This window comes from Ignavibacteriales bacterium (assembly GCA_016214905.1).
Lineage (GTDB): Bacteria > Bacteroidota > Ignavibacteria > UBA10030 > SZUA-254 > PNNN01.
The window spans coordinates 35857-49139 of record JACRMQ010000001.1 but is presented as its reverse complement, the minus strand read 5'-3'; the positions used below and the strand labels follow the sequence as shown (position 1 = coordinate 49139).

At 38.2% G+C, this 13283-nt stretch carries 13 protein-coding genes; 12 read left to right on the top strand and 1 reads right to left on the bottom strand.

Annotated elements, in window-relative coordinates; genetic code table 11:
* Window position 1: 1 nt before the first annotated feature.
* The 12 genes from HZB59_00210 (at window position 2) to HZB59_00155 (ending at window position 12347) form a co-directional block, all read left to right on the top strand.
* Entirely contained in the window at window positions 2–448 is a 447-nt protein-coding gene (locus HZB59_00210; protein ID MBI5019845.1) for a D-tyrosyl-tRNA(Tyr) deacylase, read from the top strand.
* Between the two features lie 31 nt (window positions 449–479).
* On the top strand, window positions 480–1208 hold the full coding sequence (locus tag HZB59_00205) for a hypothetical protein (protein ID MBI5019844.1): 729 nt from the start codon (window positions 480–482) through the stop codon (window positions 1206–1208).
* On the top strand, window positions 1205–2122 hold the full coding sequence (locus HZB59_00200; GenBank protein ID MBI5019843.1) for an alkaline phosphatase family protein: 918 nt from the start codon (window positions 1205–1207) through the stop codon (window positions 2120–2122). The genes HZB59_00205 and HZB59_00200 overlap by 4 nt, the downstream gene beginning before the upstream one ends.
* Window positions 2123–2144: 22 nt before the next feature.
* On the top strand, window positions 2145–4547 hold the full coding sequence (locus HZB59_00195) for a DNA internalization-related competence protein ComEC/Rec2 (GenBank protein MBI5019842.1): 2403 nt from the start codon (window positions 2145–2147) through the stop codon (window positions 4545–4547).
* A 60-nt stretch (window positions 4548–4607) separates the two neighbouring features.
* Entirely contained in the window at window positions 4608–5327 is a 720-nt protein-coding gene (locus tag HZB59_00190) for an ABC transporter ATP-binding protein (GenBank protein ID MBI5019841.1), read from the top strand.
* The gene (locus tag HZB59_00185) at window positions 5324–7009 is read left to right on the top strand and encodes a hypothetical protein (GenBank protein ID MBI5019840.1); all 1686 of its coding nucleotides are present in this window, start codon (window positions 5324–5326) and stop codon (window positions 7007–7009) included. Before HZB59_00190 ends, HZB59_00185 begins: the two co-directional genes overlap by 4 nt.
* A 36-nt stretch (window positions 7010–7045) precedes the next feature.
* Window positions 7046–8854 carry a penicillin-binding protein activator gene (locus tag HZB59_00180; protein ID MBI5019839.1) on the top strand — a complete coding sequence of 603 codons (1809 nt, stop codon included), beginning with the start codon at window positions 7046–7048 and terminating at the stop codon, window positions 8852–8854.
* A gap of 20 nt (window positions 8855–8874) precedes the next feature.
* The gene (gene radC, locus HZB59_00175) at window positions 8875–9594 is read left to right on the top strand and encodes a DNA repair protein RadC (protein MBI5019838.1); all 720 of its coding nucleotides are present in this window, start codon (window positions 8875–8877) and stop codon (window positions 9592–9594) included.
* Window positions 9595–9704: 110 nt separating this feature from the next.
* Window positions 9705–9965: a hypothetical protein gene (locus HZB59_00170; protein ID MBI5019837.1), complete on the top strand. Its 261-nt coding sequence runs from the start codon at window positions 9705–9707 to the stop codon at window positions 9963–9965.
* Between the two features lies 1 nt (window position 9966).
* The gene (locus HZB59_00165) at window positions 9967–10737 is read left to right on the top strand and encodes a LysM peptidoglycan-binding domain-containing protein (protein ID MBI5019836.1); all 771 of its coding nucleotides are present in this window, start codon (window positions 9967–9969) and stop codon (window positions 10735–10737) included.
* 169 nt (window positions 10738–10906) lie between these two features.
* Window positions 10907–11875: a PhoH family protein gene (locus HZB59_00160; GenBank protein ID MBI5019835.1), complete on the top strand. Its 969-nt coding sequence runs from the start codon at window positions 10907–10909 to the stop codon at window positions 11873–11875.
* Window positions 11876–11939: 64 nt separating this feature from the next.
* Window positions 11940–12347: a hypothetical protein gene (locus tag HZB59_00155; GenBank protein ID MBI5019834.1), complete on the top strand. Its 408-nt coding sequence runs from the start codon at window positions 11940–11942 to the stop codon at window positions 12345–12347.
* Between the two features lie 111 nt (window positions 12348–12458).
* Here HZB59_00155 and mazG read toward each other — a convergent pair whose 3' ends face one another.
* Window positions 12459–13220, bottom strand: a complete 762-nt coding sequence (gene mazG, locus HZB59_00150; GenBank protein MBI5019833.1) for a nucleoside triphosphate pyrophosphohydrolase — start codon at window positions 13218–13220, stop codon at window positions 12459–12461.
* Window positions 13221–13283: the final 63 nt, after the last annotated feature.

Genomic DNA, 13283 nt, shown 5'->3' with positions numbered 1-13283 from the left:
AATGAGAGTATTGATCCAAAGAGTTAAACAATCGAGCGTTGATGTGGATGGTGGAATGATTGGTGCGATCGGCAGAGGTATTTTGATATTACTTGGCGTTAAACACAACGACACTGAAGAAGAAGCCCGCTACCTTGCTTCGCGCTGCAGTAATCTGAGGATATTTGAAGATAACGGAGATAAAATGAATTTATCTGTGAAAGATATCCAAGGTGAAGCGTTGGTAATTTCGCAATTTACACTTTACGGCGATACAACACGCGGTAACAGACCCAGTTACAGCACAGCCGCTCAACCGGGACTGGCTGAATCATTGTACGATAAATTTGTTTATCATTTGCGCAATGAACTTGGCGAAGATAAAGTCAAAACAGGTAAATTCCGCGCAATGATGAACGTACACCTCATAAATGACGGTCCTGTAACAGTAATGATCGAGAGTAAATAACGATATTCAATTTGAAAGGAATAAAATGCTGATGCGATTAATGATTGTGATATTGCTGTTTTCTCAGGTTGTATTTCCTCAACTCAGGGTGCTGCAATCAACGTCATCTAAATATTTTAATATTAAGTTTGAAAAATCGATACCGAAGGATGAGTTAAGAAATATCATTTCGTCATCCGAAAAAATATATGAACGTTACCGGAGCAAATTCGGGTTTGGATTTTTAGAAAAGAAAACTTTATTTATCCTGGCAACCGCAGCACGAATGAAATATGAATCGGGTTCGAAAGTTTTTGAAGACGGCGATTATAAAAACGATAAACTTTATGTTGTGTCTTTCGATGAAAGAGAGAAAAGGGAAAATATCGATAATGTTTTGTGCAAGATCATTTCACGCGCTTTACTTGATCAGATACCTGCTTGCCCGCCATGGTTCGCCGAAGCGTATTCATTAATGGCAGGAAACGATGTGGAGAAATTCGGCAGACCTGTTCAATTGAATATATCTACCTTAGCCGACCTAGGTGAGGATTACGCCAGAACATTGGATAAAAAAGGTTTAAGAGATCTTTACGCTAAGCTGGGATCGACAATCCAGTTCCTGTTAGAAAGGTTTGGCGAGCAAAAAGTTGATGCTACGATAAAAAGATTCCGCGAAGGGAAAACCATTGAGGAAACATTTCCGGCTGTCTTCAACGAGTCGATGAGGGAAATTGAAAAAGCGTGGATACTTGATTTAAAAAATCCGGTTCGGGAATGAAATCGGATAAACATGTGATGATGGTTTTTGTTGATGGATTAGGAGTAGGATCGAAGAATCCAAAGATAAATCCTTGCTTTAATGCTAACATGAATTCTTTAAACAAATATTTCGATGGAAATATCCCATCTAAGAAATCGAATCATTTCAGGAATGAAGAATGTTCTTATGTCGCAATCAATGCAACACTGGGTGTATCAGGGTTACCGCAAAGCGGTACGGGACAATCGGCATTATTAACAGGTGTGAACACGGCAAAAGTTATAGGTAAACATTTCGGTCCGTATCTTTATTCCTCTTTAAAATCGATCGTAGAAGAGAAGAATATATTCCGGCAATTGCGTGATGATGGTTATCGATCATGTTACGCGAACGCTTTTCCGAGACAATACTTCGATTACATAGCCACACACAATCGCGACGCGGCAATATCATACGCGTGGAGATCGACAGGATCACCATTAAACGATGCTGAAACCCTTAGAAATCATCATGGATTGTCTGCGGATATTACGAACGATAGATGGGATAATCTCGGATATCCAGATATTACTCCAATCACCGTTGGACAAGCGGCAAAACGATTTATTAAAATTGCCGAACGATGCAATTTTGTTCTGTTTGAATATTTTTATACAGATCATGCGGGGCATAGCCAGTCAATGCATCAGGCAGTTAGTGTGTTAGAAAAAATTGATTCATTTATCGGGCAGATCGTTGAGAATATGGATCAGAATAAAATGGTGTTGGTAATTACCAGCGATCATGGAAATATTGAAGATCTTTCAACAAAAAGTCATACAAGAAACCCAGTTCCGTTTTTCGCATTCGGCAAAAATCATCATCTGTTGACGAAAACAATAAAGAAAATTACAGATGTAACCCCTGCAATTTTAGAGTTCCTGAAATCATGAGGTAAGTACTGTAATGGGGGCGATGTTCAATACGAAACCTGCGATGAAGTTCCTGATACCGTATTGCATCGGAATTATATTATCTTACTATTACAACATTCCTCTACTTATCCTGCTTTTAATTAGCTGCGCAGTTGTCGCGATCTATTTTATAGCCGGTATGGTCAATCGGACAAAAGATAAAAGACAAATTATTATTTTCGTTCTTTTAATTTTATTCGGTTCATCAAAGATGTCTTTCGATTCAAACTACAGGTCGATTGATGATATTTCTGAATATTCCAATATTGCACGTCCTGTAATCGTAGAAGGAATTGTTGTGGAGTTGCCGAGGAAGAGTGCCCAATCGATTCGTTTTATTCTGAATGTTCAAAAAATCGTAATCGATTCACAGATGAGAAATGTATCAGGTGATCTGTACGTCTCAGTGTTAAATTCTGCTGTCGATGAATCTGCAAAAGCGAAACTCAATTACGGTGTGCGGCTCAGATTAAAGGGGGAAATGTCCACGGTACGAACTGCCCGTAATCCGGGTGAGTTTGATTTAAAATATTATCTAAGTCTTTTGGATATACACGCGAGATTCTTCCCTGAAAAACTTGATGACAGTTCGCTTGTAGGGATTGAACAAAATACATTCAATTCTTTATTCGTATATCCTGTCAGAAAAGCGGTTACTGAAAAGTTGGATTTGTTGATAGGCGGGGAGGAAGCGAAATTTTTAAAAGGGTTGATTGTTGGAGAGAGGAGTGAAATATCTGCGGAAGTTAAAACCGCATTCATCAACAGCGGTGTTATGCACATACTTGCAGTCTCGGGTTTACATGTTGCGATTATTGTGCTTATTCTTCTTGCGGTTTTACAATTGATGCGATTACCTGAGAAAGCAAGCATTCTAATTACTTGCTTGGCTCTTGTCTATTACAATTATCTCACAGGAAACTCACCATCTGTCAGCCGATCTGTTATCATGGCGGTTGTCTTCTTGATCGGCAAACTTTTGGAACAAAAAACAGATATTTATAATACTCTTGCCGTTTCTGCTGTAATCTTACTCGTAATCGATTCCAAGCAATTGCTGCTTCCCGGTTTTCAACTTTCATATATGGCAGTATTATCAATGGTCTATCTTTATCCCAAAATCATATACGTAAAAAAATACCTGCCTGAAAAAATAATATCCAATAGATTGGTGAACTTCCTGATTCTGTCGTTTGGAGTTACTCTCGCCGCCGGAATAGGAACGCTTCCATTCACATCAATCTACTTCGGAAAAATATCAATAATAAGTTTTGCCGCAAACCTGATAATAGTCCCGCTTTCCAATCTTATCCTTATCATCGGAATGACCTCGGTTGCTTTCTCATTTGCATCTAATTGGATAGGATCGATCTATGCCGAAAGTGCCAAACTGTGCACCCAAATTATGTTGAAAATGGTTGATTGGTTCGGTTCAATACCGTATGCCTTCTCCGATTTAAGATTACAAACTATCGATGCGATATATTTTTACATTTTCATAGTTGTTATTTTTAATTTTTATAAAAAAGGACTGCGAGGGAAATTAGCGATAGTCACACTTATTTTATTGAACGTGATGATGATTTCATCTTTAATAAGTACGCTTAAAGAAAAACCTTTACGTGTCACATTTCTTGATGTTGGGCAGGGTGATGCAATTTATATTGAATATCCTGAGGGTAGTAATATGCTGATTGATGCCGGTCCACGAACTTTCAATATTGATGCAGCTAATAGATTCATACTGCCATTATTAAAATATCGACAAGTGCAAAAAATCGATCGTCTCGTTATAACTCATCCGGATGCAGACCATTTGGGTGGAGTGCCTAGTCTTTTACGTCAGATACCGGTCAGTCAGATATACGAATCAAGTATGAAATGTTCATCGACTTTATGCGAAGAATATATCAGTTTAACAGATTCTCTTGGATTAAATCGAAAGATAATTCACCGGGGTATGAATCTATACTCATCATCCACGGTCCGAGTTTACACCGTTTCACCGTCTGATTCAGGTATTGACAATAAAAATGTAAACAATGCTTCAATAGTCTTGCGGATTATTCACAAAAATAATTCCTTGTTGCTGATGGGAGATGCGGAAAAAGAGATTGATAAAAATGTTACAAAAATATATGGTGGATGGCTGAAGAGCGAACTGTTGAAAGTATCTCATCACGGAAGTAAAACAGGTTCGACAGATGAATTATTAGAATACATAAAACCATCTTCAGCAATAATATCGGTTGGTAAATATAACAAATTCGGTCATCCATCACCAACTGTGTTAAATAGATTTAAGGAACGGTCGATAACAACTCATCGAACCGATATAGATGGTGCGATAATTATGGAATCGGATGGATTTAGATGGCAGACAATACAATGGCGCAAGGAATGATGTTGATTTTTGCATCTTTCAAAAATATTTGAAACATTAAATAAAAAAGATTGAGACGAGATGATTCAAATATCAAAATTAACAAAAAGATTCGGCAATTTTACGGCAGTAAACGATTTATCGATCAATATCGGAACGGGGGAATTTTATGGTTTCCTTGGACCAAACGGAGCGGGTAAAACAACGACGATTAAAATGATGACCGGTTTATTCATTCCAACTTCCGGTTCGATTGTAGTCGATGGTTACGATATCCTGAAACAACCACTTGAGGCGAAGCATAAGATAGGGTACATTCCTGATCAACCGTTCTTATACGAAAAATTGACAGGAAGAGAATTTTTATATTTTAGTGCCGGATTGTACAGCGTTGATCATGACAAGGCAACTAAGAAAATTAAGGAGTTATTGGAATTATTTGAAATCGGTTCTTGGATAGATCAGCGGACAGAAAATTATTCTCAAGGGATGCGCCAGAGAGTGGTTATAGCAGCGGCACTGTTGCACGAACCACGAGTCTTAGTGATAGACGAACCGATGGTTGGACTCGACCCGCGCAGCGCTCATATTGTAAAAACTACCTTCAAAGAAAAATCAAAAAAGGGTATTACGATATTCATGTCAACTCACAGCTTACCTGTTGCCGAGGAGTTATGTGATAGGATAGGAATTATAAAGGATGGCAGATTAATATATGAAGGACCGACAAATGACATAAAAATGGTTGAAAAAAGCGGGGATGGTAAATTTGAATCGGTTTTTCTTGAGCTAACGAAATGAAAATCTTAATTCACATCGCGCGTTTTAAAATATTATCGTTTCTGAAACAGTCGTTTGAGTTGAAGGTAAAAAATATTTTCCGGAATCTCGCGTCTGCAATAATATTCGGTGGTTTTGCGTTAGGTGCATTTTACGCTACTCGTGTTGGAACAGATTACTTGTTGGATACGGCAAAATTAGGTTCATTCCTGCTTCATCGTTTTCTCTCGATGATACTTTTCGTCTATTTTGTGTCGATCAATGTCGGAAATATTATCGTATCGTACGCCACTTTTTACCGTTCCAGCGAGGTCCAATATTACATGACAAAACCGGTGAGCCATACCGAACTATTTTTGATAAAATTCTTCGATAACTTTTTTTACAGCTCATCGGCATTTTTTATCATAGCGTTCGCAGTGCTTCTTGGTTACGGATCGCATTTCCACATGGATTGGCTGTTCTATTTACGGACATTATTTTTGATGTTGATTCCGTTCATGCTGATAGCAGGATGTCTCGCGGTGATACTGATATTATTTTTGGTAAGATATGCTGGGCGAATCGGAGTTAAAAAATTAGTTGCTCTTTTAACAATGTTGTATATCGGATTTCTCACCGGTTATTTTACCATAACGAGTCCGCTCAAACTCGTCGCGAGAATATTACAGCATTATCCCAATCTCGATCAATATTTCGGTTATCTCGACCACTGGATGACAAAATATTTGCCAAATTATTGGATTGCCGAGTCATTGTATTGGACGATGAAAGGGGATCATGCTTTGGCATTTTCGTACACAATTCTAATTCTTATAACAACGATTATTTTGTTCTGCGCAATGGTATTGGTTGGAAAAAAAATATTTTTCACGAGTTGGTTAGCTTCATTGGAATTTAGCGCATCAGGAAACACGAAACGAGAAAAACCGCGCGTATTCTCTTTAGAGCGAAAATCTAAAATCAATTTACAATCGAGTGTCCTGTTGAAGAAAGAATTCTGGCAGTTCGTACGTGAACCAAGCCAATGGATTCACTCTGGTATAATCACTCTGCTAGTACTTTTATTTATGGTGAGCATCTCAAACATAAACCTTAAACAGAATATGCCATTTCTACAAACTGTTTCATATATGGTAGTTCTTTTATTCAATTCTTTTCTAATTGTATCTATTGCGTTGAGATTTATATATCCCAGCATGAGCATAGAGGGACCGAATTTCTGGTCGGTATTATCTTCTCCGGTCAAGCGGAATAAAATATTTATGCTGAAATATTGGATTTGGTTTGTGCCTGTTTTATTGTTAAGTGAATTATTGGTTTTATTTTCTCACAGATCTTTGATGGAATTTCCTGTTCTGGTAAATTCCGCCGCTCTTCTTACAGCGTCGGTGGCGTTTATTTCTGTAAGTATGAATCTTGGAATGGGATCTTATTTTGCCGATTTTAAAGAGAAAAATCCTATACGGATTGCATCGTCGCAAAATGCCACGTTGATATTTTTGTTAAGCATCATATATCTGACGTTATTAGTCGCATCAACATTTATTCCTTTAAACGGGTTCTTTGCTTACATGCTGAAAGGTGTGCCGTTTGAATTAAATTCGTTATTCATCTCAACCGCTTCGTTTATCCTGGTATCCGGAGTAGTTGGATCCTTTTTCCTTATAACAGGGATCAGGACAATGAGACGTGATTATTAGATTGGAAATATCCGATAATTTCTGTAATATTTTTAGATGAAATATAAATTATCCAAAATATCAATAATTGTTTTTATTCTGCTCTCCTGTTATTACTGCGATGCACAGGATAAATTCCATTACGACGCTGTGGCAGAGAAATATTTCACCACCGGTTTAAAGTATTTTCAAAACAAACGATACGAAGAAGCATTCAACATCTTTGATTCTTTAATGAATCAAAAAACAATTCATCAAAGAACAACCGGATCGTACATGATGGCCGGGAAAACGTTGCAAAAGATGAAGAGATTCAAAGCATCCATCTTGATCTTGAAAGATTTATTGAAATTATTTCCATCATCGTCTTACTCAAGCGATGCGTTATTCACGCTCGCGGTGGATTACTTATACCTTCAAAAGAATTATGAATCAGCTATCGCCTTGCGCGATTGCATCGAAAGCGGGGACGATACTTCGTTGAGTTCGAAATCGGAAAAATTATTGAATGAGATAACCGATAAATATCTCACCGCTGATGATTTGAATAATATCCTAAAAAGCACAAAGGCAATTCGTATGGTTGATTTCATACATTTGAAATTAGCCGAGAAATATTACCACATCGGAAAGATAAACGATGCTCAAAAGCTTGTTAAGGAAGTTCTACAGAGAGACAGTAGCAGTTATTATACAGGTCTATATCAACGATTAGATTTCCGTCTGCAAACAGGGAAGAGTATAAAAATCGGTGTATTGCTTCCATTTTCCAAACAGACAAGCGGTGGCAGCATGCAGGTTATCTCAAATGAGTTGTTGGATGGAATAAAATTCGCGTTGAGTGAGTACACTATACAAAACAGTACAGCACCACAAGCATTATTGGATGTTCGTGATACCGACAGGAATTTATCGGTTGCGGTTAAAGAATTTAGAAAACTCGCAGATGACGAAGATGTAATCTCTGTAATCGGATCGTTGGGTAGTGACGAGACAATGCGGATTGCAGAAGAATCTGCCAGATTGAGCATGCCCCTATTCGCTCCAACCGCAACTGCCGTGGGAATTGCTTCAAAAGGAAAATATGTTTTCCAGCTAAATCCCGATTATGAAGTACGGGGCAGACTGCTAGCACGTTATATTGTCAAGAAGCTGAAATTAAAAACAATCGCTATTCTTGCTTCAGGTGAAACAGTCGGCAAATCTTCGGCAGATGCATTCAGGAAGGAAGCGGAAAAGTTAGGCGCAAAGATAGCGGACATTCAGTATTATGCAAAAGGTTCCACCGACTTAAGCGAACAATTTTATAATATCAGGAAAAGCGGTTTGGCTTTACAGGGAAGTAAAAAGTCCGAAGAAAATTTAAAGATTCCTATTACTTCAATTCAAGGATTGTTCTTAGCAATTTCTGATCAGGAAGATATCGGAGTTCTCGCTTCACAGATCAATTATTTTAATATCAAGACGCAATTGTTCGGCAGCAATGAATGGTATGCACCGGGAAATCTTGAGGCGAACAAGCGTTACCTGAACGGAATCATATTTATTACCGATTCATATTTTGATGAAAACGATTCGAGATACAAATCGGTTGAGAATATATTTATTCATGAAATGAAAAAGCGGCCTTCGCGTTATTCCATAATCGGATACGATGCTTGTCGGCTTATTTTAAACAAAATATCCGATGGAAATATCACACGCGAGGCAGTAGTTCATTCCTTACAAAGCGGAAAACAATTTCAAGGTATTCACCGGAGGATATCGTTTACCGAAAACCGCATTAATGATGAGATGTACATCATGCAATTTATTAATGGTGAAATTGAAAAATTAGAAGATATATCTTTCGATGAATTAAAATGATTTAAAGAAAGGGGAGTGTTGTGACTACAAAAATAAAAAAAGTCAGCGAGCCGTCATCTTACCATCAAAAAATTACAGACTGGCCGATTGAGGAGCGTCCTCGTGAAAAACTTATGCGTCACGGCAGTGAAGCGCTATCAGATGCGGAACTGCTCGCGATATTATTTAGGACCGGAGCCGGCAAAATTACGGCGGTTGATCTCGGGAAGACGGTCTTAAAAGAATATGATACGCTAGATAGGTTAGCCAAGCGGACATATAATGAACTGCAGAAATTCAAAGGAATGGGAAAATCGAAAGCGATCGCACTTGTTGCCGCATTTGAGATAGGCAGACGCTCGGCAATCGAAAAAGAAAAAAAACGTATTACTATTTCTTCTCCGATCGACGTTGTAGCTTTGTACCAACCACTATTACAAGATGCGCAGCAAGAAATCTTCAAGGTTCTTTTATTGGATAGCGCGAATCATTTACTTTCTGATAAAATTATCACAACTGGAATATTAAATAGTTCTCTAGTGCACCCGCGCGAAGTATTTAAACATGCCATAATCGAGACTGCGGCAAGCATCATAATATTGCATAATCATCCAAGCGGAAATCCGGAACCAAGCGCCGATGATATCCAAATTACACGTCAAATTGGCGAGGCTGGTAAAATACTCGGAATTCCTTTAAACGATCATATTATCCTTGCACGCGATAAATACGCCAGTTTTGCTGAAAAAGGACTTTTATAGAAAAGGGTGTTGAAAACTTTATTTTGTGGAAACCTTGACAAAATTCAATTTATTTCTTATTTTCAATTACAATTTGATACAGGATATAGGAACTAATATAGGAGAGTTTCATGAAAAAATTCGTTAAACTAACACTCGTTGTTTCGCTTATTACGGGTGGGATGCTGATTTCCAGTTGTTCCAGCTCCCCATCCGAAGAAGAGCTGCAGCAGCTAAATTCTTTAAAAGCACAGGTCAGTGCTCTTGAGAATCAAATAAAAGAGAAAAAATCGGAAAAAGCTTCCATTGAAAAGCAAGTGGCTGAGAAGAACGGTAAGCTTCAGCAATGCCAATCCGATCAGGAAGCCGTGAAGAAAGGATTAGGTCAATAATATGAAAAAGATCTTATTACTTTCGTTATTCGTGTTCGTTCTTTTCGTAACGGTTACTCCATTGATTGCTCAAGAAGAGATGACCAAAGAACAATGGCAAGAGCAGATGAAAACTTTGAAAGAGAAGCAAGCTAATTTGCAGGCGGAACTTACAAAATTAACAGGTGAAGTTGATGGATTGAAGATCCAATCTCAGAAACTTGATGTTGATATATTGGCTTGCGAAGATGCTTTATACGCATCACTCGGTGTTACGCGTGCTGATGTGGAAGCATTCGATAAAGAATTAACTCAGATGGAAAATCGGATTGCTGAACTTCAACGTATGTCCGATGCTGAACTCGTCAATTATAAAGATGAATTAGAAAAATTGGATGCCCGGATAAAGGAAATGGCGGCAAGCAAGATTTCTTTAATACCTCGTTATGGCGATAGAGTAAAAGCTTTGCAGGATAAAATTACCGGTTTGATGAACAGTATCCAGAAAGAAAAAACCTATACCGTCGGTACATGGGGCAGAGACAGAGATTGCCTCTGGAACATTGCCAAGAAAAAAGATATCTATGCCAACGCATGGATGTGGCCCAAAATCTGGCAGGGTAACCGCGATAAGATTAAAGACCCTGATGTAATTAAACCAAAATGGGTATTAAAGATTCCTGATGGAAAGGAATTAAGCAAAGAAGAGAAATCGGCAGCAAATCGGTATTACAGACAAAAAGTAGCTGCTGCGCCGGTTGAAGCAGCACCGGTAGAAGAAAAGAAACCATAAATCGCGCGAGCGTCGGTCAAAATAAATAGTTTGTTTACATAAGCATTATATATGAGAAACCCTTCCTCATTTTTTATGAGAGAAGGGTTTCTTTCTTTTATAAACAGTTATTAAAAAGGAGAGAACTGAATAATTGGTCGATAAAAAAATAAAAGCCGAAGGAGTGGATATGCTCAGGTTACTCGGTTTAAACGATGCTAATCTGCGCATATTGGAAGAACAGTTCAGCGCGACTGTTACAGTCAGGGGAGACCAAATTACCTGCCGTGGAAATCAGCAAGAAGTAGATCAGCTTGAAAAAATTTTCAAAGAGTTGATATATATCTTAAATAAAAACGGAAACCTGTCTGTTAATGATGTTGAAACAATCATCGATCTTGTGAAAGTGAACGGTGAACCGGCTTTACCCAAAGGTGTGGTTTCTCAGTCAGGCGCTGAGGATACTGAAGATGCAGTTCTTTTCACCAGAAACGGTATCATCCGCGCGAAAACACCTGGACAAAGAGAATATATTTATCAGATAAAAAGAAACGATATCGTATTCTCCATTGGTCCGGCAGGGACAGGCAAAACATACCTTGCTGTTGCAATGGCTGTATCCGCATTAAAGAATCGTGAGATTACAAAGATCATACTCGCGCGTCCGGCTGTCGAAGCGGGCGAGAGTTTAGGATTTTTGCCGGGAGATTTAAAAGAAAAAGTCGATCCGTATTTGCGTCCGCTTTACGATGCGCTTGATGATATGATTCCTCCCGACAAATTGAAAGCGTATATTGAGCGAAGAGTTATAGAGGTGGTACCGCTTGCATATATGCGAGGGCGGACATTGAATAATGCGTTCGTTATACTCGACGAGGCACAGAACGCAACCAGTTTGCAGATGAAAATGTTTTTAACGCGGCTTGGCGCGAATTCTAAAGCGATAATAACCGGAGATATCACTCAAATAGATTTACCTACCAAGACAACATCGGGTTTGGTTCAGATTCAGGAAATACTTCACAAAATTGACGGTGTTGAATTTTGTTATTTTGATCGCAACGATGTTGTGCGGCATAAGCTTGTAAAAGATATCATCGATGCGTACGATAAATATCACACCAACGGAAAGTCGGAAATAAATACGAAAACGGAATGAGGCAGTATTAGCATCGATCAGTTCTGAGTAGATACAACAAATAGTTCAAGAAAGGTAATATGCTGTGAGTCGTTTCTACAAATATGTCTTCTATAAACTATATCGATGGGCAAAGATTCTGGGCTTAGATAGTACACCCGAATGGACGGCGATGATCACCGTGTCAATATTCTTAATTCTCAATATTTTAACCTTTTTGGCACTGATCAATCTTTGTGTAGAACATAATTTCCGTTTGCCATTCGATTCGCTACCCAAACAAATTATTATATTTGTTGCATATTTAATTGCTCTTTATTTTGTATTTATTCATAAAAAGAAATATATCGAAATCGAAAAGCAATTTAAAGAGGAGACAATGGAGGAGAAAAAACGTGGGGCTATTTATACATTGCTTTACATTATTCTCACATTTGGTTTGTTTTTCTTAATTATGTATTTGTTAATGCTGCGAAATAGGGGAACATTCTAATTTGATAGAATTATAGGATACGAACTACCGGGAACAGACAGAATCTTCGGACGATTATGATATATATGGAAATCGGTCGTTCAACAGTTCATATAAATAATCTGTTGAAATTTATTTCAAAAGTTTCGCCTCATTCCACAGCCCATCCATCTCCTCCAACGACGAAGAGTGAATATCTTTTCCCATCTCTTTTAATCGTTTCTCAATATATTGAAAACGTGAAATAAACTTATCAACAGTTTGCCTGAGTGCATTTTCGGGGTTGACTTTTATAAAACGGGAGTAATTAACCATCGCGAATAACAGATCACCAAATTCTTCTTCCACCTTTTCTTGGTCACCCTGTTCAATTGCCTGATGCAATTCAATCATCTCTTCATCAACTTTTTTCCAAGCATCTTCTTTTTTCTCCCAATCAAAGCCAACACGGGCGGCTTTGTCGGTTAATCGATGAGCGCGTAAAAGTGCGGGTAATTCTTTCGGAACTCCGTCCATCAACGATTCCCGTCCTTCTTTCATCTTCAATTTTTCCCAGTTATGAATTATCTGGTCTGTATCTTTTACCTTCGTATCTCCGAAAATGTGAGGGTGCCGGAAGATAAGTTTAGCGCTTATAAGGTCGATTACTTCTGTGAGTGTGAATTCATTCTTTTCCTCTGCAATGTTCGCGTGGAAAACAACGTGCAAAAGCAAATCGCCGAGCTCGCGCTTTAATTCATTCATATCGTTATTATCAAGCGCTTCAACCACCTCGTAAGTCTCTTCAATCAAACTGTGTCTTATTGAAGTGTGGGTCTGCTCTTTGTCCCATGGACATTCTTTTCTCAGTCGTTTAGTAATTTCAACAAATTTTAAAAATTCTTTTTCAACCATTTATTCTCCTTTTCGATTTTTAAAACATACCCAAAACTCAATCGAAATGCAATTTTGAAAACG

Coding starts and splice junctions, on each gene's coding strand:
- HZB59_00210 (MBI5019845.1), top strand. CDS start 2: ATGAGAGTATTGATCCAAAGAGTTAAACAATCGAGCGTTGATGTGGAT.
- HZB59_00205 (MBI5019844.1), top strand. CDS start 480: ATGCGATTAATGATTGTGATATTGCTGTTTTCTCAGGTTGTATTTCCT.
- HZB59_00200 (MBI5019843.1), top strand. CDS start 1,205: ATGAAATCGGATAAACATGTGATGATGGTTTTTGTTGATGGATTAGGA.
- HZB59_00195 (MBI5019842.1), top strand. CDS start 2,145: ATGTTCAATACGAAACCTGCGATGAAGTTCCTGATACCGTATTGCATC.
- HZB59_00190 (MBI5019841.1), top strand. CDS start 4,608: ATGATTCAAATATCAAAATTAACAAAAAGATTCGGCAATTTTACGGCA.
- HZB59_00185 (MBI5019840.1), top strand. CDS start 5,324: ATGAAAATCTTAATTCACATCGCGCGTTTTAAAATATTATCGTTTCTG.
- HZB59_00180 (MBI5019839.1), top strand. CDS start 7,046: ATGAAATATAAATTATCCAAAATATCAATAATTGTTTTTATTCTGCTC.
- HZB59_00170 (MBI5019837.1), top strand. CDS start 9,705: ATGAAAAAATTCGTTAAACTAACACTCGTTGTTTCGCTTATTACGGGT.
- HZB59_00165 (MBI5019836.1), top strand. CDS start 9,967: ATGAAAAAGATCTTATTACTTTCGTTATTCGTGTTCGTTCTTTTCGTA.
- HZB59_00160 (MBI5019835.1), top strand. CDS start 10,907: ATGCTCAGGTTACTCGGTTTAAACGATGCTAATCTGCGCATATTGGAA.
- mazG (MBI5019833.1), bottom strand. CDS start 13,220: ATGGTTGAAAAAGAATTTTTAAAATTTGTTGAAATTACTAAACGACTG.